Source organism: Bradyrhizobium sp. McL0616 (assembly GCF_049993385.1).
Classification (GTDB): domain Bacteria; phylum Pseudomonadota; class Alphaproteobacteria; order Rhizobiales; family Xanthobacteraceae; genus Bradyrhizobium.
In genome coordinates this window covers 5,115,622-5,135,071 of record NZ_CP188255.1, presented here as the reverse complement: position 1 = coordinate 5,135,071, position 19,450 = coordinate 5,115,622, and the positions used below count along the sequence as shown (strand labels likewise).

The window sequence follows — 19,450 nt, the reverse complement described above, 5'->3', positions numbered from 1 at the left end:
GATAGAGGGACGACATGAGTATGGAAAGGGGCTCGTTTGCCGCAAGGCACGATTTCGATGCCTTGCCGCTGAGCCCCGACGTTGATGTCTGTTGCGCGCAATTTTCCGAAATCGCCGCGCTTTCGGAGATGGCGCATCGGCTGGTGCCGGGTGTGCAGATTGGGGCGATGGAACTTGCGAAGTATTTCGCCTTCGATCCCGCGAGCATCCTGACCTTCACCCGGAAAGGCCATCTGTTGGGCGGCATGGCCTTCCTGTTTCTCAACGATCGCGGCCATGATGCTCTGCTGCTCGACGATATCTGTCTGACCGCGCCCGAAACGCGCTATCTTGCTTCCGCGACCGACGACGTTGCTGCCATCTACATCTGGGCGATCGCGGCGACGGGCCGCGGTATCGCTGGTCTCGGCAGGGCTGCGGCTCATCTGCGGCAGATAAGATTTCGCGGCGCCGATTGCTATGCGCAACCGTCAACCGTGGCCGGCCGCGAGATCATGCGGGCGACCGGATTCGAGCCCATTTCAAGCTTCCAGCCCGACCTCTGGTGTTACGAGCGGCCCTGGCGCCGGCAGCCGATGCGCATGCCAGGCGCGATTGTCCAAGCAAGGAGTTTTGCAGATGCACGGCACTAGGATTCCCCTCGCCAAGCCCGACTCTCGCGCCATCACCGTTCGCCTCGCGCGTGATCCCAATGATCTCATGCTGATCACCGCCATTCGCTCCGCGGTGTATCTTGCGGAACAGGATTGTCCGTTTGATGAGGAGTTCGACGGCAACGACATGGTGGCTGCCCATTTCATCGGCTACATCGGCAACGAACCCGCGGGCTGCCTGCGCGTGCGTTTCTTCGGCGATTTCGCCAAGGTCGAGAGGCTCGCGGTGCGTCACCAATATCGGCGCTCGCGCATCTCGTTCAAGCTGGTGCAAGCCAGCGTCGACTATGTGAAGCGCAAGGGGTTTCGGAAGATCTACGGCCAGGCCCAGGACCGGCTGGTCGATTTCTGGGCCCATTTCGGCGCCAAGCCGCTTGGCCACAACCGCAAGGTCACCTTCTCCGACTTCTCCTACACGGAGATGTTGCTGGAGATCGAGCCGGGGCCGGACGCCATCACACTGGACAGCGATCCCTACGTGATCATCCGCCCCGAGGGCGACTGGGACCGTCCGGGAGTGCTCGATGCCTCGGCAGGCCGGGCGGTGACCTCGCCGCTGCGGGACCTCGCGCTCGCCGACCACTGAAATTGGTGCAGCTCTCCGCAAGACAATGCCGGTTTCCGCCCACGACGATCCGCTGGTCCTGGTCTGCGCGGATCTCCAGGTCGAGTATCTGACCCAGGGGCGTCGCCACGTCATCCTCGACGGCGACGCCGCCACCGCGCGCTGCCTCGCGCTTCTGGCGCTGTGGCGCAACAACCGCTGGCCGGTGATGCATTTGAAGCGCATCGCGCAGGCGGCGTGGTTCAATCCGTCATCCAGGCTGACGGATTGGATCGCAGAGGCCAGGCCGCGGCCGGATGAGATGACGTTCGAGCATCCGTTGCCGTCGGTCTACAGCTCGTCGCGGTTCGCGGACTACATGTCCAGCGTCCGCAATCTGCGTTGCGTGCTGACGGGCTTTTCCCTCGACGAGACCATTCTGGCGACCGTCGTCGAGGGATTTCACCGCAGCCACCGCTACCAGGTGGTCAGCGATGCTGTGGCCTGCCGGCAGCCGGGCACTGGCGACGCGGCCGCCTACAAGCAGTCGGTGGTGAATGTCATCGCCAACTTTGCTACAATCCAGTCCAGCGCCGAGCTGATCAGAACCAGCGGCGCTGTCGCGGTCTGAGAAGGACGCGATCGGCGGATGGATGGGGTGGGACATTGTCTCGGGAGGACAAGCTCAGGGAGCTGGCGAGCGACCTGTCGCGTGCTGTCGAGACGGCGCGCCGCATCGGCTTGCCCACGACCATTTATCTGCTCTCGATGGCGCTGGTCGAGGTGAGGGAGGCCGCTGACGCTACCGGCGGTGAGGATGACGATGGCGCGGCCTGACCCAGTGGCGGCTTGGTCTCGTTACGAGCCACCGACCGCGCGCTGCAGGATCTGAGACACGTCGGTGTCGTCGTCGTCGCCCGCGTAGGCGACGAATTGATCGGGGCGGACCAGGATCCGCCGAGCCGCATATCTCTCCCGGCCGCCAGAGCGGGTATCCCTGATCACCTTCAACGGAATACTCAGTCGTTCCGCAGCTCGCTCGAAAGCTGGAGCCGCCGTGCCGTCCGCCAGGTCAATCAGGGTGAAGCCGTCGCCCAATTCCTCGAACACGTTCTTGCCTGACGAGAGAGGTTGCGGTGTGAGGTGATGACCTGCGCGCGCCGGATAGGTATGCGAGCCTATCGCGCTGCAGACGGCCCCGGCCGGGCCAAAGACGATCGGTGATCCCTCGTAGTTCGGCTCGAAGGCGTTGACTTCGGCGCGTGCGCCGGAATGGCGTTCGTGCCAGGCGGCCTCGAAATCCGCCCGATCTCGCGCCGGGTCATGCCGACGCAGAAAATCACGGTCGCGGAAGATCGGCGTCTCGATGAAGTCGCGCGCGGTGGACGCAAACACCGGACGCCGCTCCGCATCGTAACTGTCGAGCAGACCGGCGGGCGCCCAGCCTTGCAGGGTCGCCGCAAGTTTCCACGCCAGATTCACAGCGTCCTCGAAACCGGTATTGATTCCGTAGCCGCCATAGGGCGGATGGCTATGACCGGCATCTCCGGCGATGAAGACGCGGCCTGCGCGATAGCTGTCGGCGAGCGTGAAGCGAAGATCCCAGAATCCGATGTGCTCAAATTCGATGTCGAATTCTGCGCCGGCGGCCTCGTGCAGCAAGCGTCTGAAATCGAAATTGTCAGCCGTGGTATCCGCGGGGACGGGGGCGTGGAAGAACCAGGTGCTGCCGAGATCGACCCGGCCGAAGAACTTCCAGTAGCCTTCGAGGTCCGGATGCAACACGCTGTAGAAGGATTTGCCGGGAAATGCCTCGAGCAGTCGATGCAATTCGATCGAGCGAAACACGAGCAGCACCATCAGCCGATCGTGATCGGAACGGGTCTGGGGTATGCCTGCTCGGTCGCGCACGATCGATCGGCTGCCGTCGCAGCCGATGACGTAATCGGCGCGCAGACTCTGTTTCGTCCCATCGCCATGTTCGATGTCGAGGCCGACGCCGTCGGCTTCGGGGCGGACGTCCCGGCAGGTCCAGCCATATCGCAAGTCAATGGAGGAAAGCTGTGCCGCCCGTTGCCGCAATACGGCTTCGGTCGCGTATTGCGGCAGGCGCTCGTTGTCGGTGAAATAGAACGGCCGGACGAGCTCACGCTGTAGCCAGTTGTAATTGTAACCGCTGAGCAACGTGCCGTAGCTGGTCATTCCGCCGATGCCGTAGTCGGGAGGAATCGTACGAGCCGCGCGCAACGCCGCTTCGGCGCCCCAGAAATGGAAATGCTCCATCGTCCGCTGGGTCAGGTTCTGTCCCTTGGGGATTGGCTGCGGCTGTTCGTGGCGCTCGACCACGATGGTCTTGATCCCGCGCAGTCCAAGCCCGATCGCGAGACCCATCCCAACCGGTCCGCCGCCGACGATCGCGACGGGCACGTCGTTATCCGCTGAAGGCTGCCTCACATCGTTTCCCCACGATTATCCTCGCACGCGGCGCGATCGTTGGTCCTCATGAGACGGCCCCAGCACCACGTCAAGTAAAATCTCATAATATGAGATTACCAAAGGTCATCGGCGGCCCTCGTAGAGATCTGCTGGGCGGCTTCGCGGACCTCAGCACTGATGCGATCGATCAACTCGCCTTTGGTATGTTGTCCGGCGATCGTGATGCAGAGGCTTGCGATCGGGTAGCTCGCATCGAGGATCGGGGCAGCGATCCCGACCGCGCCTGGCGTCACTTCGCCGAAGGCTATGGCGACGCCGGCCCGGCGCACGCGCTTCAACGCGGCCAGAATTTCGTCAGTCGTGCTGCCGGCGCCCACACTGCGCAGGTCGGCGGCATAGCGTGTCACGAGCGGCATCACGTGCTGCTTGGGCAGAAAGGCCATGATCGAGCGCGCAATCGCGCCGCGACCCATGGCCATCGGTCTGCCGCGCGGATAGCTGCTCACAGGATTCTCTGCGGATGCGATCGAAGCCACACACAGCATCTTTTCGCCATACCAGCGTACAACCAGGGCCGTGCAGGGATGTGTGGCTGAAAGACGTTCCAGATACGGCGTGGCGGCCGCGATCAGTGGATCGGAACGCCGGCTGAGATAATCCATCTCGACCACGCGAGGGCCAAGCGCGAGCCGGCCGCCGCGCGTCGGCATGACGAACCCGCTGTCCTTCAAGCTCTTCAGATAACGATAAAGCGTCGGCCTGGTGTAGCCGAGCTCTTTCATGAGCTCGTCGGGCGACCATTGCGGCCGTGCCTCGGTGAAGAGATCGAGCATGGCAAGGACCCGATCCTGACTGTTTGCTTTGACCAAGTGGGATTCGATCCAGCTTTGCGTGTTCGCCGTGTTACCGCATTCGGGCCGGCCGCAAATGGCGACAGACCCTGCGACTTGCCTTCAATATAATCTCACTATAAGAGATTTTAAGAAGAAAAATAGTGCATAGGCTGCGGGAGAAGGGGCGGGCATGGCTGTCACAGCAACGGATGAGGTTGTGTCGGGTACGGTCGATGTTCCCGCCTATGTCGATCGCCAGCCGGTCGGTGACTTCCAGATCCGGGTCCTGCTTATCTGCGGTGCGGTGCTGTTTATCGACGGCTTCGACACCCAGGCCATTGGCTATGTTGCGCCCGCAGTCGCGCAGGAATGGAAGCTGCCACGCGGGAGCCTTGGTCCGGTGTTCAGCGCGGGACTTCTCGGCCTCATGGTCGGTGCGCTGATCTTCGGTCCGATGGCCGACAGGATCGGCCGCCGCAGCATCATCCTCGCGAGTACCTTGGTGTTCGGCATCGGGACGCTGCTCACCGTGTTTGCAACGGACACGACATGGCTGATCGCGTTGCGCGTTCTAACCGGTCTGGGTCTCGGCGGTGCAATGCCCAATGCTGTTGCGCTCACCTCCGAATTCAGCCCGCATCGCCGTCGTGCCACCCTCGTGATGATGATGTTCGCAGGTTTTTCGATCGGTGCCGCCCTGGGCGGCCTGCTGGCTGCTGCTCTCATTCCCGCGTTCGGCTGGCGCTCGGTGTTTCTGGTCGGGGGTCTCCTGCCGTTGCTGCTTCTGCCTTTCCTCTTCAAGGCCTTGCCGGAATCGATCCGGTTCCTGGCGATGATCGGCGGTCGCGACCGCGAGGTGGCGGACCTCCTGAAAAAGATTGCGCCCGGCATATTCTTCGCCGGCAACGCGAAATTCGTCGTGCACGAGCCCAAATTGACGGGGCTGTCTGTTGCGCATCTGTTTGCGGAAGGGCGCGGATCGGTGACGCTTCTGCTCTGGGTCGTGTTTTTCATGAGCCTGCTCGACCTCTATCTGCTGTCGAATTGGCTTCCAACCGTGCTGAATGATCTCGGAGTCTCGGTTTCGAACGCAGCCGCGATCGGTGCGATGCTCCAGGTCGGCGGAGTGGTCGGCACGTTCACGCTCGGCCATTTTATCGACCGCTTCTCGTTTCGTGCGCTGTCGCTTACCTATCTCGTGGCCGCGGTTGCGGTTGCAACCATTGGTATGGCCAGCCATTCGATCGTTCTGGTCACGATCGCGATCTTTGCATCGGGATTCTGCATTGTGGGAGGACAGATCGCCTCGAACGCGTTGGCGGCAACGTTTTACCCGACGGCGATCAGATCGACCGGCGTGGGATGGGCGCTGGGCATCGGCCGCATCGGCTCGATCCTGGGGCCCCTGATCGGGGGCCTGATGTTGGCGCGCGACATGGGGCCGCAGCCGCTGTTTGGCGCGGCCGCAGTCCCGGCACTGATAGCGGCAGCAGCAGCCTTCGTGCTGGCACGTCGCCGCTAGCCGAGGACACCGGCCGCCGTGACGCCAGCGCTGCTTTCCTGCAACGCTCGTGTGCGCATGTTGCCAGCGAAATGACGTTGCAAGTTGCGGCCTGCCGCAATAGCCAAGATGTCGACGTTTTCTTTGGACAAGCTCGTCGTTTGGACAAGTCTGCGTCGTGACGGCCAATGACGCACCGTTAAGGGAATCCCGCAAATGTCGATGCTGCCCAATTCGCAAGAGGCCCGGGATGTGGCCTACCAGCTCCATCCCTACACCAATGCGCGCACCCATCAGCAGGCTGGTCCCCTGGTGATCGAGCGCGGCGAGGGGCCTTACGTGTTCGATGCGTCGGGCAAGCGTTATTTCGAGGCGATGGCAGGCTTGTGGAGCGTCGGGCTCGGCTTCAACGAAAAGCGGCTGGTCGAAGCGGCGCATAAGCAAATGCTGGCGCTGCCGTTCTATCACACGTTCTCCGCCAAATCGCACGGGCCCTCGATCGATCTGGCCGAGAAGCTCGTTGCGCTCGCGCCGGTGCCGATGAGCAAGGTGTTCTTCACCAATTCCGGTTCGGAGGCCAACGACACCGTCCTCAAGTTGATCGCCTACCGCTCCAACGCGCTCGGCCAGCCGCAGCGCAAGAAGGTGATCAGCCGGATGCGCGCCTATCACGGCGTCACCATTGCGTCCGCAAGCCTCACCGGCCTGCCCAACAATCACCGCTCGTTCGACCTGCCGCTGCCGAACATCCTGCACACGGGCTCGCCGCATTTCTACAAGGACGGCGCGCCCGGCGAGAGCGAGGAAGCCTTCGCGACGCGCCGGGCCGAGGAGCTCGACGCGCTGATCCAGAAGGAGGGCCCGGACACGATCGCGGCCTTCTTCGGCGAGCCGGTGATGGGGGCGGGCGGCGTCATCGTGCCGCCGGCGACCTATTGGGACAAGATCCAGAAGGTCTTGAACAAATACGACATCCTGCTGGTCGCCGACGAAGTGATCTGCGGCTTCGGCCGTACCGGCAAGATGTTCGGCTGCGAGACATACGGCATCAAGCCCGACGCGATCGTCGTCTCCAAGCAGATCACGTCGAGCTATTTTCCGCTGTCGGCGATCATCCTGAACGACCGCATGTTCGAGCCGATCGCGGACGAGAGCAACAAGATCGGCGTGCTCGGCCACGGCTTTACCGCCGGCGGCCATCCCGTCGGCTCGGCGATCGCGCTGGAGAATCTCAAGATTATCGAGGAGCGCGGCCTGGTCGCGCATGCCGCCGAACTCGGGGGCTATATGCAGGACAAGCTGCGCGAGCTCACCAGTCATCCGCTGGTCGGCGAGGTCCGCGGCGTTGGCATGATTGCGGCGCTCGAGCTCGTGCTCGACAAGGGACGCAAGACGGCAGCGGCAACTCCGGGTGCCGTCGGCGGCATGGCCAGCCGCATGCTCCAGGAGCGCGGCGTGATCTCACGCAACATGTTGGATGCCATCGCCATCTGCCCGCCGCTGATCGTCACCAAGGGCCAGATCGACGAACTGATCGCCGCGATCACAGGCGTGCTGGATGACATGAAGGCGGAAGTGGCGAAGCTGACGCCGGCGTAGCCTCTGTCCTCGTCATTGCGAGGAGCCCGCGACAAAATTGCGAAGCAATTTTGCGCTGGCGACGAAGCAATCCAGACGATGTCCGCGGAGACGGTCTGGATTGCTTCGCTTCGCTCGCAATGACGAGATTGAGAATTGCGTGCCCAAGGCTATCGCCGTCACCCCTCAGGATGACGGTTTAACCGCCTCGACCCGCTCGACCCCGATCACGCGGCCCTTTTCGATCGCCAGCGCCAGCTCGCCGCGCTTGAGCTTCAGCGCGGCGTCGCCGAACAGCTCGCGGCGCCAGCCGCGCAGCGCCGGCACGTCGGCCTCGTCGTCGGCGGCGATCTCTTCGAGATCGTCGACGGTGGCGATCACCTTGCTAGCGACAGCATGGCGCTCCGCGGTCATCCGCAGCAGCACCTTCAACAGCTCGACGGTGGCCGCGCCGTTGGAATTGTTGCGCGGCTTCTCCAGCTTCGGCAGCGTGGCGTGATCCCGCGCCAGCCCGCGCTCGACGGCGGCGACGATATCCGCGCCCCATTTGGACTTCTCAAAGCCCTTCGGGACCGAGCGCAGATGCGCCAGTTTTTCGATCGTGTTCGGCGCGTGGGTGGCGATGTCGCTGATGGCTTCGTCGCGCAGCACGCGGCCGCGCGGGACGTCGCGGCTCTGGGCTTCCTGCTCGCGCCAGGCCGCGACCTCCATCAGCACCGCAAGGTCCTTCGGCTTGCGCACCCGCGTCTTCAAGCGCTCCCAGGCGCGCTCGGGGTGGAAGTCGTAGGTCTTGGGCGAGGTCAGGACTTCCATCTCGATGGAGACCCATTCGCTGCGGCGGCGCTTCTTGAGGTCGGCATCGAGTGCTGCGAACACGTCGCGCAGATGCGTGACGTCGGACACGGCGTAGTGCATCTGCTCTTTGGTCAGCGGCCGGCGCGACCAGTCGGTGAAGCGATGGGTCTTGTCCGGGCGGTGGCCGGTGACCTTCTCGACCAGCTGGTCGTAGGCGATGCTGTCGCCATAGCCGAGCACCATGGCCGCGACCTGGGTGTCGAACACCGGATGCGGGATGATGTTGGCCTGGTGCCAGATGATTTCGATGTCCTGGCGAGCGGCGTGGAACACCTTCAGCACGGCCTCACTGGCCATCAGCTCGAAGAACGGCTTGAGGTCGATGCCCTCGGCCAGGGTGTCGATGACGATCGCTTCCTCGGCGCTGGCCATCTGCACCACGCACAACAGCGGGTAATAGGTGGTCTCGCGCAGGAACTCGGTATCGACGGTAATGACGGGGTGCTTGGCCAGCCGGCTGCAGGCAGCCGCGAGGTCAGCGGTGGTGGTAATCAAATCCATGAACGGCCCATGACACTTGGTATCAGCCGTTCTGCCGAAAGCGCTGTGATGTCAAGGGGCTCGTAGCGAATTCGAGCATTGCATTTGGGCCGGAATCGCTGTTTTCCGACGAAATTCCTATTCGTGACGGATCCGCTGCGAGGGTTTTCGCGCGCAGGGCGATGCCACCACGACCACGCACATGGCGACCAACGCCAGCCCCAGGAACTCGATAACCAACAAATCCACGGCAGAATCCCCCCAAAGACATCGCTAGACTTGTCTGGGGTGAATTGAGGGTCTGTTAATTCTCGTGGTTACCGGCGGCGGGCCGGGCCGGATGGTGGACGGCGGGTTAACGGGGCGCCCCTCACGTCATCAGCTTCGGCAAGGCGGCCGCCAGCGTGTCCACGGCGGCCCGAACCTTGGGCGGCATCTGGGGCGAACGCGGCCACAGCGCGTGGCAGTCGTAGAGGAATTCGGGCTGGCCTTCGAACAGCGCGATGAGCGCGCCGTTATGCAGGCGTTCGCGGACCAGCCAGGAGGGCAGCCAGCCGAGGCCCATGCCTTGTGTTGCCGCATCCGCGATCGCATCGAGATCGTCGAACCTGAGCCTGCCCGTCGGCATGATTTCGCTCGGGGGCTCGCCGTCGCGTGGGAATAGCCACGGCCGGACGCGCCCGGAGCGGCGATAGATGACCGCCTGGTGCTTGGCGAGATCGTCGAGCGATTTCGGCTTGCCGTTGGCGCGCAGATAGGAGCGCGAGCCGCACACCACCATGCGCTGGCGGGCAATCCGCCGCGCCATCAGGCCGGACTGGTCCCCGAGATCGCCGGTCCGGATCGCGAGATCGTAGCCGGCCTCGACAATGTTCGCGATCGGGTCGCCGAAGGAGAGATCGAGCTCCAGGAGGGGATATTTGCGCGCGAGCTTCATCAGCAGAGGGGCGATGCAATGCCGTCCCAGCAGGGCAGGCATGGTCACGCGCAACCGGCCGCGCGGTTCGGAGAGCTGGTCGGAGGCGACGGCATCGGCAGCCTCGGCTTCGCTGATCACCGCGCGGCAACGTTCGTAATAGGCTTGGCCAGCCTCCGTGAGGCTCTGGCGCCGCGTAGTCCGGTTGAGAAGGCGAACGCCGAGACGTTCTTCGAGGAAGCGGACGTGCTTGCCGACCATCGGCCCGGACATCTCGAGCACATCGGCGGCGGCCGCGAACGAGCCAACATCGACGGCCTTGACGAACACGGCCATGCTGGTCAGGCGGTCCATAATTACAAACTCCTGGTTTCGACTGTTCTGCTGTTCACGCGATTTATCCGAAGGTCAGCCCCTGGCATAGCTCCATTCAATTCAATTGTTTTGGAGTTAGGCCATGGCGCGCGTCGTCCGCTTTCATCAATACGGTGGTCCCGAAGTGCTTCGCATCGCGACCGTCGACATTGTCCCGCCCGCGAGGAACGAGGTGCAGATCCGGGTCAGGGCGCTCGGGCTCAACCGCGCGGAAGCCCTGTTGCGGCGGGGCACCTATATCGAAACCGCGACATTCCCCTCCGGCCTTGGGCTGGAGGCTGCGGGCATCGTCGAAGCGGTCGGTGAAGGCGTGAGCACCTTTGCGCCGGGCGAGGCCGTCAGCATCGTGCCGCCTGTATCGATGGTGCGATGGCCCGCCTATGCCGAGCTGGCGACGTTTCCGGCCGAACTCGTCGTGAAGCATCCGCCAGAGCTGGGTTTCGAGACCGCGGCGGCGGTGTGGATGCAGTATCTGACGGCCTACGGTGCGCTGGTCGATATCGCCGGACTCGCGCGAGGCGAGGTCGTCGTCATCACGGCGGCCTCCAGCAGCGTTGGGCTTGCGGCCATTCAGATTGCGAACCGGATCGGTGCGATTCCGATCGCGGTGACGCGCACTTTGGCCAAGAAGTCAGCCTTGCGCGAGGCGGGAGCCGCCGAAATCATCGTGTCAGACGAAGAAGATCTCCGATCCCGGCTTGCGGATATCGCAGGTTCGAACGGCGTCCGCGTGGTGTTCGACGCCGTCGGCGGACCTGCGTTCGAGCCGCTGACCGCGGCGATGTCGCCGGGCGGCATTCTCATCGAATATGGCGGGCTGAGCCCGGAGCCGACGCCGTTTCCGCTCGGAAACGTGCTCGGCAAGAGCCTCACGCTGCGCGGCTATCTCGTGCACGAGATTGTCCGTGATCCCGCGCGGCTTGCGCGGGCAAAGGCGTTCATCCTCGACGGGCTCTCGGACGGCGCCTTGAAGCCAATCATCGCCCGGACATTTCCGTTCGAAGACATCGTCGCGGCGCACCGCTTCCTGGAGTCGAACACGCAGGTCGGCAAAATCGTCGTCACGATCTGAGATCCTTGTGACCATCTCAGCCGATGCGATGGCTCGTCGCAGCAATCAGCCTCCCTCGAAGATTCGTTTTCGCGCGTTGTCGACATGCGTCCGCATGGCGCGACGGGCGCCTTCTTCGTCTTGAGCCTCGATGGCTTCGAACACGCGGCGATGTTCCTGTTGGCCTCTAAGGATCCGACCTCGTGGCTGAATAAGGGAGAGATTGCGGTTCAGATTGACGCCGATGGTGATCTGTTCCTTCAACGACGTCAGCGTCTCGACGAAGAAGCGGTTGCCGCTCGCCTCTGCAATCGTGCGGTGGAAGAGGAGATCCTCCTCGACGCCGAGGCCGCCCTCGCGCCCCTGTGCGACCATTGCATCGAGCTTCGTGAGGACCAGCTGGATGCGACGCAGGCTTTGCCTGTCCCGGTTGCGTGCGGCGAGGGCTGCGGCATCGCCCTCGACCGCCATCCGGAACACAAAGCATCGCTGGATGTCGGGGATGCTGCTGACGGGCGCAAAATCGAAGGCATTCGCGGCTGGGCGCCGCGTGACGAACCAGCCCGCACCCTGGCGCGATGCGATCAGTCCATCATCGCGCAATCGCATCAGGGCTTCGCGAACGACGGGGCGCGAGACGTCGAGGAGTTCGGCAAGGCCGTTCTCGGGCGGCAGCCGGCAATCGACGGGAAGGATACCTATCGCGATGTGGCCGAGCACATGGTCGTAGACCCGGTCGCTCAACCGTCCGGTCGCGGAGGAGCGCGGCAGTTCAGCGACCTTCGCAGCGCCCTTTTTCAAATCCCGCTCCGCCAATCTGGACATCCAGCCATCAGACAAATTCTTGACATGTGAGCCGCCGAGTTCAAGTGCATTCCACTGCGTTGAAATGTCCGCGCAACAGATGGCTTGACAAGCAGACTTGCTTTCGTCGATCCTCTCATTACAAATAAATAACAACTAACGACAAAAATAAAGCGCTGGGAGGCGACGATGAAGATGGGTCCGGTGACCTTGATGGCCGCTTTGATAGGGGCGACCGTCGGCGGCGGAGCAGTTGCCGCTCCGGTCAGTCTGTCGATCATCGACGCCGGCGGCGATCTCGCCTCCACGCAAACCATCATCGAGAACTATAAGAAGGCAAATCCGGACAAGGTCGGCGAGATCAGGATCCAGCGCGCGCCTGCGCCGGAGCTCCCGGCCAAGATCAAGGCACAACAGGATGCCGGACGCCTCGACATCAATCTGGTGCTGACCGGGCAGGACGGCGGTGCGCTGCTTGCGCAAAATGGCCAGCTCATCGCAATCCCCGAGTATCAGACGAGTTTTCCGCGCGATAGTCTCACCGACGCGGGCAAGGCGCTTTATGATGAAGGGAAGGGCTTCCTTCTCCCTTCAGTCGGCAACGCCGGCGGTCCGGTGCTGATCTACAATCCCGCGAAGGTGCCGAATCCGCCGAAGACCGCACAGGAATTCCTCGCTTGGGTGAAGGCGAACCCGGGAAAGTTCATGTATGCGCGTCCCGCAAATAGCGGGCCGGGCCGCGCGATACTGCAGGGCTTTGCCTTCATTCTCGGGGATTCCAAGCCGCTCGATCCTGAAAAGGGCTGGGACAAGAGCTGGGATTTTCTCAAGGAACTCGGCAAGTCCACCGAATACTATCCAACGGGTACTGCGATCACACTGAAGGAGTTCGCTCAGGGGCAGCGCTGGATGATCGCCGGGATCATGGAATGGGACATGAAGCCTCGCGCGCAGAGCATAGTCCCACCGGAGTCGAGGATCGCCATACTGGAGAACACGACGTTCGTGGTGGACGGCCACTATTGGTGCATTCCGAAGGGCGTTCCGCAGGATCAGGTGGATGTCATCGTCGACCTGATGAAGTTCATGTGGAAGCCGGAACAGCAGGTGCTCACCTGGAAGGCATTCATCGGTCCCGTGGTGAAGGCCGCGACCCTCGCATCGGCGCCAAAGGAAATCCAGGACGAGGTGAAGGAGTTCTGGCGTCCTGAATACGACCAGATCGGCACGAAATGGAAAGTATCGCCTCCGCTGGGCGTGAAAGAGCTGAGCTACGCGATGGACCGGTGGGACCGTGAGATCGGCGCCGATCAGGCCAAGAAGCAATAACAATCGCCGGGGTCAGGAAGCGGGGGCACGCGGTCCTGCCCTCGCGCGCGTATCGTTGAGGCGGGGAATGGCTGATTCCATCGACAAGTTGCAGGTCTCGATCACCAAACGCTATGGCGGCAAGGTCGTGCTGGATCACCTCCCGCTGGAGGTCAGGGGCCGTGAATTCGTCACCTTCCTCGGGCCGAGCGGCTGTGGGAAGTCCACGGCGCTCGGCATCATCGCAGGTCTTGTGCTGGCGAGCGACGGCGAGATGCATCTTAACGGACGACGAATTGACGATATACCGCCCGAAAAGCGCGGCTTCGGCATGGTGTTCCAGAACTACGCGCTGTTTCCGCATCTGACTGTGTTCGGCAACGTTGCGTTCGGCCTCGAGCTGCAAAATCGTCCGGCCGCGGAGATCAGGCAACGTGTGCAGGAGATGCTCGGTCTGGTGCGTCTTGCCGGCTATGAAGATCGCTATCCCGGCCAGCTCTCAGGCGGGCAGCAGCAGCGCGTGGCGATCGCCCGTGCGCTCGTGCTTCACCCCCGGTTGATGCTGTTCGACGAGCCGCTGTCCAATCTCGACGCCAAGCTGCGCGTCGAGATGCGCGCCGAGATCAAGCAGCTGCACGCACGGCTCGGATTGACCTCGATTTACGTCACCCACGATCAGGCCGAAGCCCTGTCGCTCTCCGACCGGATCGTCGTGTTGCGCGAAGGTGTGTTGATGCAGGTCGGCACGCCGCAGGACATCCACGACCGGCCGAAGAATGTCTTCGTTGCCGATTTCATGGGATTCCGAAACTTCTTCGATGTGACGCTCGGCCCCGAGGCGGGCGGAGTCATCGAGGGGACTTTCAGGGGACTGGCGTTACAGGCAAAGGCCAGGGAGGGCTATCACCCGGGCGAGGACGCCGTGCTGGCCATTCGCCCGGAAGATGTCCGTCTGGGCAGGCCAGCCGATGGTGCAAATGCGTTGCGCGGCAAGGTCGAGCTGGTCGAGTATCTCGGGCGCGAGCAGGAAGCGGAGATATCGCTCGACGGCGGCGCGCGGCTCTGGGTCCGCTCGCTCGAAAAGCTGTCACCGGGCGACACGCTGGATCTGACATTGCCGGCGGACAAGCTCGTGCTTCTGCGTCGGGAATGAGGAAACGGATCGTGGCTCTCACTCGTTCCGACCGTCGCAGCGAAGTGGACCTCGTCGCGGTCCTCTGTCTGGTACCCTCGCTGCTCTACGTGCTCGCGATGTTCGTCTACCCGTTCATCTATGGGGTCTACATCAGCTTGCAGCCGACCAAGCGTGAGGCGGGAATCCTGTCCAACTATGCAGCATTCTTCAGCGATGCCTATCAGTACAACACGATCAAGACCACGTTCCTGCTCGCTTTGCCGACGACGATCGCCGTTGTGACGGTTGCGCTTTTCCTTGCTTACGGAATGCGGCGTGGCATCTGGTTCGAGCGAACGATCACGACCATTCTCGTCCTCCCGATCTCGCTCGGCGTCGTCTTCCTGTCGGAGGGGATTCTCGGCTTCTACGGCACGAACGGCTGGCTCAATCAGATGCTCATTGGGGCCGGACTGATCCAGAACCCGCTCGAGCTGACGCATAATTTCATCGGCGTCATCTTCTCGCTGTTCATGCAGAACTTCCCATTCTGCTTTCTCATGTTGCTCGGCTACATCTCCGGCATCGACCCAAGCCTCGAGAGCTCCGCCCGCATGCTGGGGGCGGGGCCGTGGACGATCTTCCGGCGCGTCATGTTTCCATTGATCGCGCCGGGCATGATCATCGCCTTTGCGCTCGTCTTCGTGATGAGCTTCGCGGTGTTTCCATCCGCGGTGATGGTGGGGCAGCCGGCCGGCTCGACGCGGACGATTTCGATCGCCGCCTATCAACAGGCCTTCGAACAATATGACATGTCGTACGCGTCCGCGATTGCGGTGATTATGGGCCTGTGCCAGCTCGCGGCGCTCGTGGTCATCGTGCTGGTGCGCCGCCGCATGACCATCGCAACCACCATGGGCGTCGGTAAACGCTGAAGGAAAGCTGATGCGCGGACGCATATGGAAGCTGGCGATCTATCTGTTCCTGCTCGGGTTCATCATCAACCTGTTCGGAATCGTATCGCATGTCGTGGTGAGCTCGTTCGCCAAGCGCTGGTTCGGCAAGCCCCTGCCACCCGCATTCACGACGGACTGGTTTACCTACGCCTGGAAGGAATTCGAGCTCGCACACATTCTGTTCATCACTCTGTTCATCGCGCTTGCGGTTGTGGTCGTGGCGCTCGCGATCGGTTTCCCGGCGGCCTACATTCTGGCGCGACGGAATTTCAAGGCCAAGCCGATCCTGCTGCTGCTGTACTTCCTGCCGCTGCTCATCCCGCAGATGACCTACGGCATTCCACTCGCCACGACGCTCTACAGATTTGGCGTTGGCGGAACGGTGATCGGCGTCATTCTCGCCGTGCTCGTTCCGATGGTGCCGCTTGCCGTATTCATTCTGCTGCCGTTCTTCGAGCAGATCAGCTTGAATATGGAATGGTCGGCGCAGATGCTTGGTGCGAGCCGAATGCAGATCTTTCGCCGCATCCTGCTGCCGTTGATGCTGCCAGGCATTCTGACGGCGGGTCTGCTGGTCCTCGTGAATACGATCTCGAACTTCGAACTGGCGTTCCTGCTCGCGGGCGGCGGCTCGCAGACACTCGTCGTGGCGCTCTACTACAACGTCTTCGCGGGCGGTGTTCGCCCGGTCTATTCCATCGATGCCATGGCCGTCATCTACATGTGCATGGTGATGTCAGTGCTCCTGGTCGCGCTGCGGTTCGTGCGCCCGACGCAGATGGTGTTCAGGCTCGACCAGGGGCGCCGCTAGTCAGGGCACTCCCAAAAATGACTTCGGCGCCCCGCGTGACGGAGCGCCGAAGCCTGTTTGCCTATGTCAGCCGCCTCAGGGCAGCTTCAACGAGGTCTCGGCGTTGTATGGCTTGAGCAACTCGTCGGCGGCCTTCTGTGCGGCGACGAGCGCCTCCTTCGGCTGCTTCTTGCCGTTGAGGACCAGCATCACCTCGTCCTCCAGCGTCTTGCGCACGGGGACGGTCTTGTAGGTCGCAAACCAGGGCTTGGCGACGTCGAGCTGCTCGACGGCGGTCTTGGCGTCCGGGTTCTTGTTGAGGAAGTCGACCATGTCGGGCGTCTTGTAGGCGGCCATGTTCGGCGCGAAATAGCCGGTGGCGCGGCTCCACCAGCCGCTCTTCTCGGGCGAGGTCATCCACTTGATCAGCGTCCAGGCGGCCTTCTGCTTGTCGGCTTCCTGGCCTGCCGGCATGATCAGCGAGGCGCCGCCGATCGGCACGGCGTTGCGGACGTTGCGCGGGATGAAGGCAACCTTGTAGGCGAACTTGGCGTTGTCGCGCACATAGGTCAGCGAGCCCGTCGAGAGCATCATCATCGCGGCATTGCCGGAGATGAAGGAGGTGCTGACCGCCGGACCGGGCGTCGCGCCGGGCGCGTGCACCTTGTGCTTGTTGACGAGGTCGTTCCACCAGGTCAGCGCGCCGAGCATCGAAGGCGTGTCGTAATAGACCTCGCCGCCGAACTCCTCATTGTAGTAGCGCCCGCCATTGGTCATGGTGAGCGTTTCCATCATCCAGCCGCAATAATCGTAGGCGCAGGGGATCGCAATGCCCCAGCGGGTGACCTTGTCGCCGTCACGCTTGGTGAGCTTCTTGGCCCAGTCAGTGAGCTCGGCCCAGGTCTGCGGCGGCTTGTTCGGATCAAGGCCGGCTTCCTTGGCCTGGTCGGCGTTGATGTAGAGCAGCGGCGTCGAATTGTGGAACGGCACGCCGTAGACCGAGCGGTCGATCACCGCGTTGCCCTGGAGTGCCGGGAAGAACTGGCCCAAAAACTGGTCCTTGGTGGTGCCGTCGGCAGCGATCAGGCTGTCGAGATTGGTGAGCTCGTTCTCGATCTGCATGTCGAGCAGGAAGTTGGCCGACATGATCACGGCGGCCGGCGGCTTGCCGGCCTTGATCGAAGCACGCGTCTTGATCAGCGTGTCGTCATAGGAGCCGGTGTAGACCGCGGTCGCCTTGATCGCCGGATGGGTCTCGTTGAACTCCTTGATCAAGGTGCCCATGTCGCGGGCGAGCTTGCCGTCGACGGGAACGGGGAAGAAGAGGTCGATCTCCGTTGGACCTTCGGCCAGCGCCGGGAAGGTGAGGGAGCCTGCCATGGTGCCTGCGATGGCGAGGCCGAGCATGAGCCTGCGGGAAAACAGCATCGACAAATCTCCTATTTGATGCCTGAGGTGACGAAAGAGCTGATGAAGCGCTTCTGGAAAACGAGGAAGGTGATGAGCAGCGGCGCGATCACCATGAGGGTGCCGGCTGCGATGGTCCCCCAGGCCTGCGTGCCCTCGGCCGTGGCAGTGAACACCGACAGCCCGACCGTGAGCGGGCGCTTGTCCGGCGAATTGATCACCATCAGCGGCCACAGGAAGTCGTTCCAGTGGCTGGTCACGGAGATGATCGCAAACGCCGAGAAGCTCGGCAGCGACAACGGCACATAGATGTGGCGGATGCGCTGGACCAGGCTGGCGCCGTCTATCAGCGCTGCGTCTTCCAGTTCGGTCGGAATGGCCTCGAACGCCTGCCGCATCAGGAAAGTGCCGAAGGCCGAGGCGAAGAACGGCATCATCACGCCGGCCAGCGTGTCGTAGAGACCGAATTGCGCGACGATGCGAAGGTTCGGCACGATCAGCAGCACCGGCACCAGCATGAGCTGCATCAGGAAGAGGTAGAAGATCAGCGACTTGCCGGCGAAGTCGAGCCGCGCAAACGCGAAGCCCGCCAGCGTAATCGTCACGAACTGCACCAGCAGGATGCCGGTGCAGATGATCGTGGTGTTGAGGAAATAGCGCGGGAAGTCGCCGATCTCCCAGGCATCCCTGATATTGTCGAGTGTCGGCTTCATACTCGGTATCAACTCGGCCATCAGGTTGATGCCGTCTGAGGCGGGCCGCAATGTCGCCACGCCCATCCACAGGAACGGGATCAGCCAGACCAGCGCGAGCAGCACCGTCAGCATGAATCCAAGTTTGGGCGTGATCTCGCGGCGAGTGGCAAGCGGGGCGTCCTTGAACAGCCGGTCGATCAGATTCATCGGCCGCCCTCCCGGTTTGCCATGGTGCGGAAGGAGATCGCGGTCAGGCCCATCAGCGCTGCGAGGGTCAGCAGCGTTGCCGCCGAAGCCTTGCCGATGTCGTAGTGCTCGACCGCCTGCTGGTAGATGTAGAACAGCACGAGATTGGTGGCGTTCGACGGGCCGCCCTTGGTCATGACGAAGACGTGGTCGACCTGCGTCACCGCATTGAGGATTGCGATCACGGTGACAAACAGGAAGGTGGGCTTAAGCTCCGGCAGGATGATGTGGCGCAGGCGCTGGTACGGCCCGGCACCGTCGAGATGGGCGGCTTCCATGACGTCCTCGGGCACGGCCTGGAGGCCGGCGAGGAAGAACAGCATGTAATAGCCCGCGTTCTTCCAGATCGTGATGACCATGATCGCGTAAAGCGCGATGTCGGAATCACCGAGCCAGTTCGGCAGCACCGGAAGGAACCGGCCGATGTAGTAATCGAGCAGCCCGACGTTCGGCAGGAAGATGAACAGGAACAGCGCAGAGGCCGCGACCATCGGGATCAGCACTGGCAGGAACAGCGCTGCGCGCAATGCGCTGGTCACGGCGTTGGTGCGCGCCAGCGCCAGCGCGAACACCAGTGCAAGCCCGATGCTCGGGATCGCCGTGCCGACGGCGTAGACGAGATTGTTGACGACCGCGCCGGTGAAGGCGGGATCGGCCAACACCGCTGCGATGTTGTCGAGACCGACAAAGCGGACCGGCGCCTTGGGCGTGGCGCGCTGGTACAGCGCGTCGATGAACACGCGTCCCATCGCGCCGTAGGTGAACAGCACGAGGAAGACGAGCGAGGGCAGCAGCAGCAGATAGGCCGGCAGCGAGGTTTTGAAGCGATCGGAAAAGCGCTGCGCGATATGCAGGCGCGGCGCCGCCGAGGCCGCGACCGGGAGAGCCGCGGGTTCAGCCAGGCTCAT

The 19,450-nt window shown here is 62.8% G+C and carries 19 protein-coding genes; 11 read left to right on the top strand and 8 right to left on the bottom strand.

The window, feature by feature from the left end; all coding sequences use genetic code 11:
* Positions 1–14 precede the first annotated feature (14 nt).
* The 4 genes from ACPPVR_RS25105 to ACPPVR_RS25090 are packed head-to-tail and all read left to right on the top strand — an operon-like array spanning position 15 to position 2,034.
* Positions 15–632: a hypothetical protein gene (locus tag ACPPVR_RS25105; protein WP_426609255.1), complete on the top strand. Its 618-nt coding sequence runs from the start codon at positions 15–17 to the stop codon at positions 630–632.
* On the top strand, positions 619–1,239 hold the full coding sequence (locus tag ACPPVR_RS25100) for a GNAT family N-acetyltransferase (protein ID WP_426609254.1): 621 nt from the start codon (positions 619–621) through the stop codon (positions 1,237–1,239). Before ACPPVR_RS25105 ends, ACPPVR_RS25100 begins: the two co-directional genes overlap by 14 nt.
* Positions 1,240–1,264: 25 nt before the next feature.
* Positions 1,265–1,828, top strand: a complete 564-nt coding sequence (locus ACPPVR_RS25095; protein WP_426609253.1) for an isochorismatase family protein — start codon at positions 1,265–1,267, stop codon at positions 1,826–1,828.
* A gap of 35 nt (positions 1,829–1,863) precedes the next feature.
* A complete protein-coding gene (locus ACPPVR_RS25090) occupies positions 1,864–2,034 on the top strand; it encodes a hypothetical protein (protein WP_426609252.1) in 171 nt (56 codons plus the stop codon).
* A 21-nt stretch (positions 2,035–2,055) separates the two neighbouring features.
* Here ACPPVR_RS25090 and ACPPVR_RS25085 read toward each other — a convergent pair whose 3' ends face one another.
* Both ACPPVR_RS25085 and ACPPVR_RS25080 read right to left on the bottom strand, forming a co-directional pair.
* Complete coding sequence (locus tag ACPPVR_RS25085; protein WP_426609251.1) at positions 2,056–3,624, bottom strand: FAD-dependent monooxygenase; 1,569 nt, start codon at positions 3,622–3,624, stop codon at positions 2,056–2,058.
* A gap of 122 nt (positions 3,625–3,746) precedes the next feature.
* Complete coding sequence (locus ACPPVR_RS25080) at positions 3,747–4,466, bottom strand: IclR family transcriptional regulator (protein ID WP_426609250.1); 720 nt, start codon at positions 4,464–4,466, stop codon at positions 3,747–3,749.
* A gap of 190 nt (positions 4,467–4,656) precedes the next feature.
* On the opposite strand from ACPPVR_RS25080, the gene ACPPVR_RS25075 reads away from it, so the two are divergent.
* A complete protein-coding gene (locus ACPPVR_RS25075) occupies positions 4,657–5,988 on the top strand; it encodes an MFS transporter (protein WP_426609249.1) in 1,332 nt (443 codons plus the stop codon).
* A gap of 195 nt (positions 5,989–6,183) precedes the next feature.
* Positions 6,184–7,566: an aspartate aminotransferase family protein gene (locus tag ACPPVR_RS25070; protein WP_426609248.1), complete on the top strand. Its 1,383-nt coding sequence runs from the start codon at positions 6,184–6,186 to the stop codon at positions 7,564–7,566.
* A 165-nt stretch (positions 7,567–7,731) separates the two neighbouring features.
* Here ACPPVR_RS25070 and rnd read toward each other — a convergent pair whose 3' ends face one another.
* Both rnd and ACPPVR_RS25060 read right to left on the bottom strand, forming a co-directional pair.
* The gene (gene rnd, locus ACPPVR_RS25065; RefSeq protein WP_426609247.1) at positions 7,732–8,901 is read right to left on the bottom strand and encodes a ribonuclease D; all 1,170 of its coding nucleotides are present in this window, start codon (positions 8,899–8,901) and stop codon (positions 7,732–7,734) included.
* Between the two features lie 349 nt (positions 8,902–9,250).
* Entirely contained in the window at positions 9,251–10,150 is a 900-nt protein-coding gene (locus ACPPVR_RS25060; RefSeq protein ID WP_426609246.1) for a LysR family transcriptional regulator, read from the bottom strand.
* A 103-nt stretch (positions 10,151–10,253) separates the two neighbouring features.
* Here ACPPVR_RS25060 and ACPPVR_RS25055 point away from each other — a divergent pair, with 103 nt between their 5' ends.
* Positions 10,254–11,243, top strand: a complete 990-nt coding sequence (locus tag ACPPVR_RS25055; protein ID WP_426609245.1) for a zinc-dependent alcohol dehydrogenase family protein — start codon at positions 10,254–10,256, stop codon at positions 11,241–11,243.
* 45 nt (positions 11,244–11,288) lie between these two features.
* Here ACPPVR_RS25055 and ACPPVR_RS25050 read toward each other — a convergent pair whose 3' ends face one another.
* Positions 11,289–12,023 carry a FadR/GntR family transcriptional regulator gene (locus ACPPVR_RS25050; protein ID WP_426609244.1) on the bottom strand — a complete coding sequence of 245 codons (735 nt, stop codon included), beginning with the start codon at positions 12,021–12,023 and terminating at the stop codon, positions 11,289–11,291.
* 192 nt (positions 12,024–12,215) lie between these two features.
* Between ACPPVR_RS25050 and ACPPVR_RS25045 the strand changes: the two genes are divergently transcribed.
* The 4 genes from ACPPVR_RS25045 (at position 12,216) to ACPPVR_RS25030 (ending at position 16,215) form a co-directional block, all read left to right on the top strand.
* Entirely contained in the window at positions 12,216–13,355 is a 1,140-nt protein-coding gene (locus ACPPVR_RS25045) for an ABC transporter substrate-binding protein (RefSeq protein WP_426609243.1), read from the top strand.
* Positions 13,356–13,422: 67 nt separating this feature from the next.
* On the top strand, positions 13,423–14,487 hold the full coding sequence (locus tag ACPPVR_RS25040) for an ABC transporter ATP-binding protein (RefSeq protein WP_426609242.1): 1,065 nt from the start codon (positions 13,423–13,425) through the stop codon (positions 14,485–14,487).
* Positions 14,488–14,498: 11 nt separating this feature from the next.
* Positions 14,499–15,383 (top strand): ABC transporter permease, encoded by an 885-nt coding sequence (locus tag ACPPVR_RS25035; protein ID WP_426609241.1) that lies wholly within the window; start codon positions 14,499–14,501, stop codon positions 15,381–15,383.
* A 10-nt stretch (positions 15,384–15,393) separates the two neighbouring features.
* Positions 15,394–16,215 (top strand): ABC transporter permease, encoded by an 822-nt coding sequence (locus tag ACPPVR_RS25030; protein WP_426609240.1) that lies wholly within the window; start codon positions 15,394–15,396, stop codon positions 16,213–16,215.
* 75 nt (positions 16,216–16,290) lie between these two features.
* Here ACPPVR_RS25030 and ACPPVR_RS25025 read toward each other — a convergent pair whose 3' ends face one another.
* From ACPPVR_RS25025 to ACPPVR_RS25015, 3 genes are read right to left on the bottom strand one after another with little or no spacing between them, the layout of a single operon-like run.
* The gene (locus ACPPVR_RS25025) at positions 16,291–17,622 is read right to left on the bottom strand and encodes an ABC transporter substrate-binding protein (protein WP_426609239.1); all 1,332 of its coding nucleotides are present in this window, start codon (positions 17,620–17,622) and stop codon (positions 16,291–16,293) included.
* A gap of 11 nt (positions 17,623–17,633) precedes the next feature.
* Positions 17,634–18,503: a carbohydrate ABC transporter permease gene (locus tag ACPPVR_RS25020; protein ID WP_426609238.1), complete on the bottom strand. Its 870-nt coding sequence runs from the start codon at positions 18,501–18,503 to the stop codon at positions 17,634–17,636.
* Positions 18,500–19,450 carry a carbohydrate ABC transporter permease gene (locus ACPPVR_RS25015; protein WP_426609237.1) on the bottom strand — a complete coding sequence of 317 codons (951 nt, stop codon included), beginning with the start codon at positions 19,448–19,450 and terminating at the stop codon, positions 18,500–18,502. Before ACPPVR_RS25015 ends, ACPPVR_RS25020 begins: the two co-directional genes overlap by 4 nt.

What these genes read in the sequence shown, in the direction of transcription:
- ACPPVR_RS25105 (WP_426609255.1), top strand. Translation starts at nt 15, where the DNA reads ATGAGTATGGAAAGGGGCTCGTTTGCCGCAAGGCACGATTTCGATGCC.
- ACPPVR_RS25100 (WP_426609254.1), top strand. Translation starts at nt 619, where the DNA reads ATGCACGGCACTAGGATTCCCCTCGCCAAGCCCGACTCTCGCGCCATC.
- ACPPVR_RS25095 (WP_426609253.1), top strand. Translation starts at nt 1,265, where the DNA reads ATGCCGGTTTCCGCCCACGACGATCCGCTGGTCCTGGTCTGCGCGGAT.
- ACPPVR_RS25080 (WP_426609250.1), bottom strand. Translation starts at nt 4,466, where the DNA reads ATGCTCGATCTCTTCACCGAGGCACGGCCGCAATGGTCGCCCGACGAG.
- ACPPVR_RS25075 (WP_426609249.1), top strand. Translation starts at nt 4,657, where the DNA reads ATGGCTGTCACAGCAACGGATGAGGTTGTGTCGGGTACGGTCGATGTT.
- ACPPVR_RS25070 (WP_426609248.1), top strand. Translation starts at nt 6,184, where the DNA reads ATGTCGATGCTGCCCAATTCGCAAGAGGCCCGGGATGTGGCCTACCAG.
- rnd (WP_426609247.1), bottom strand. Translation starts at nt 8,901, where the DNA reads ATGGATTTGATTACCACCACCGCTGACCTCGCGGCTGCCTGCAGCCGG.
- ACPPVR_RS25060 (WP_426609246.1), bottom strand. Translation starts at nt 10,150, where the DNA reads ATGGACCGCCTGACCAGCATGGCCGTGTTCGTCAAGGCCGTCGATGTT.
- ACPPVR_RS25055 (WP_426609245.1), top strand. Translation starts at nt 10,254, where the DNA reads ATGGCGCGCGTCGTCCGCTTTCATCAATACGGTGGTCCCGAAGTGCTT.
- ACPPVR_RS25045 (WP_426609243.1), top strand. Translation starts at nt 12,216, where the DNA reads ATGAAGATGGGTCCGGTGACCTTGATGGCCGCTTTGATAGGGGCGACC.
- ACPPVR_RS25040 (WP_426609242.1), top strand. Translation starts at nt 13,423, where the DNA reads ATGGCTGATTCCATCGACAAGTTGCAGGTCTCGATCACCAAACGCTAT.
- ACPPVR_RS25030 (WP_426609240.1), top strand. Translation starts at nt 15,394, where the DNA reads ATGCGCGGACGCATATGGAAGCTGGCGATCTATCTGTTCCTGCTCGGG.
- ACPPVR_RS25025 (WP_426609239.1), bottom strand. Translation starts at nt 17,622, where the DNA reads ATGCTGTTTTCCCGCAGGCTCATGCTCGGCCTCGCCATCGCAGGCACC.
- ACPPVR_RS25020 (WP_426609238.1), bottom strand. Translation starts at nt 18,503, where the DNA reads ATGAATCTGATCGACCGGCTGTTCAAGGACGCCCCGCTTGCCACTCGC.
- ACPPVR_RS25015 (WP_426609237.1), bottom strand. Translation starts at nt 19,450, where the DNA reads ATGAGCCTGGCTGAACCCGCGGCTCTCCCGGTCGCGGCCTCGGCGGCG.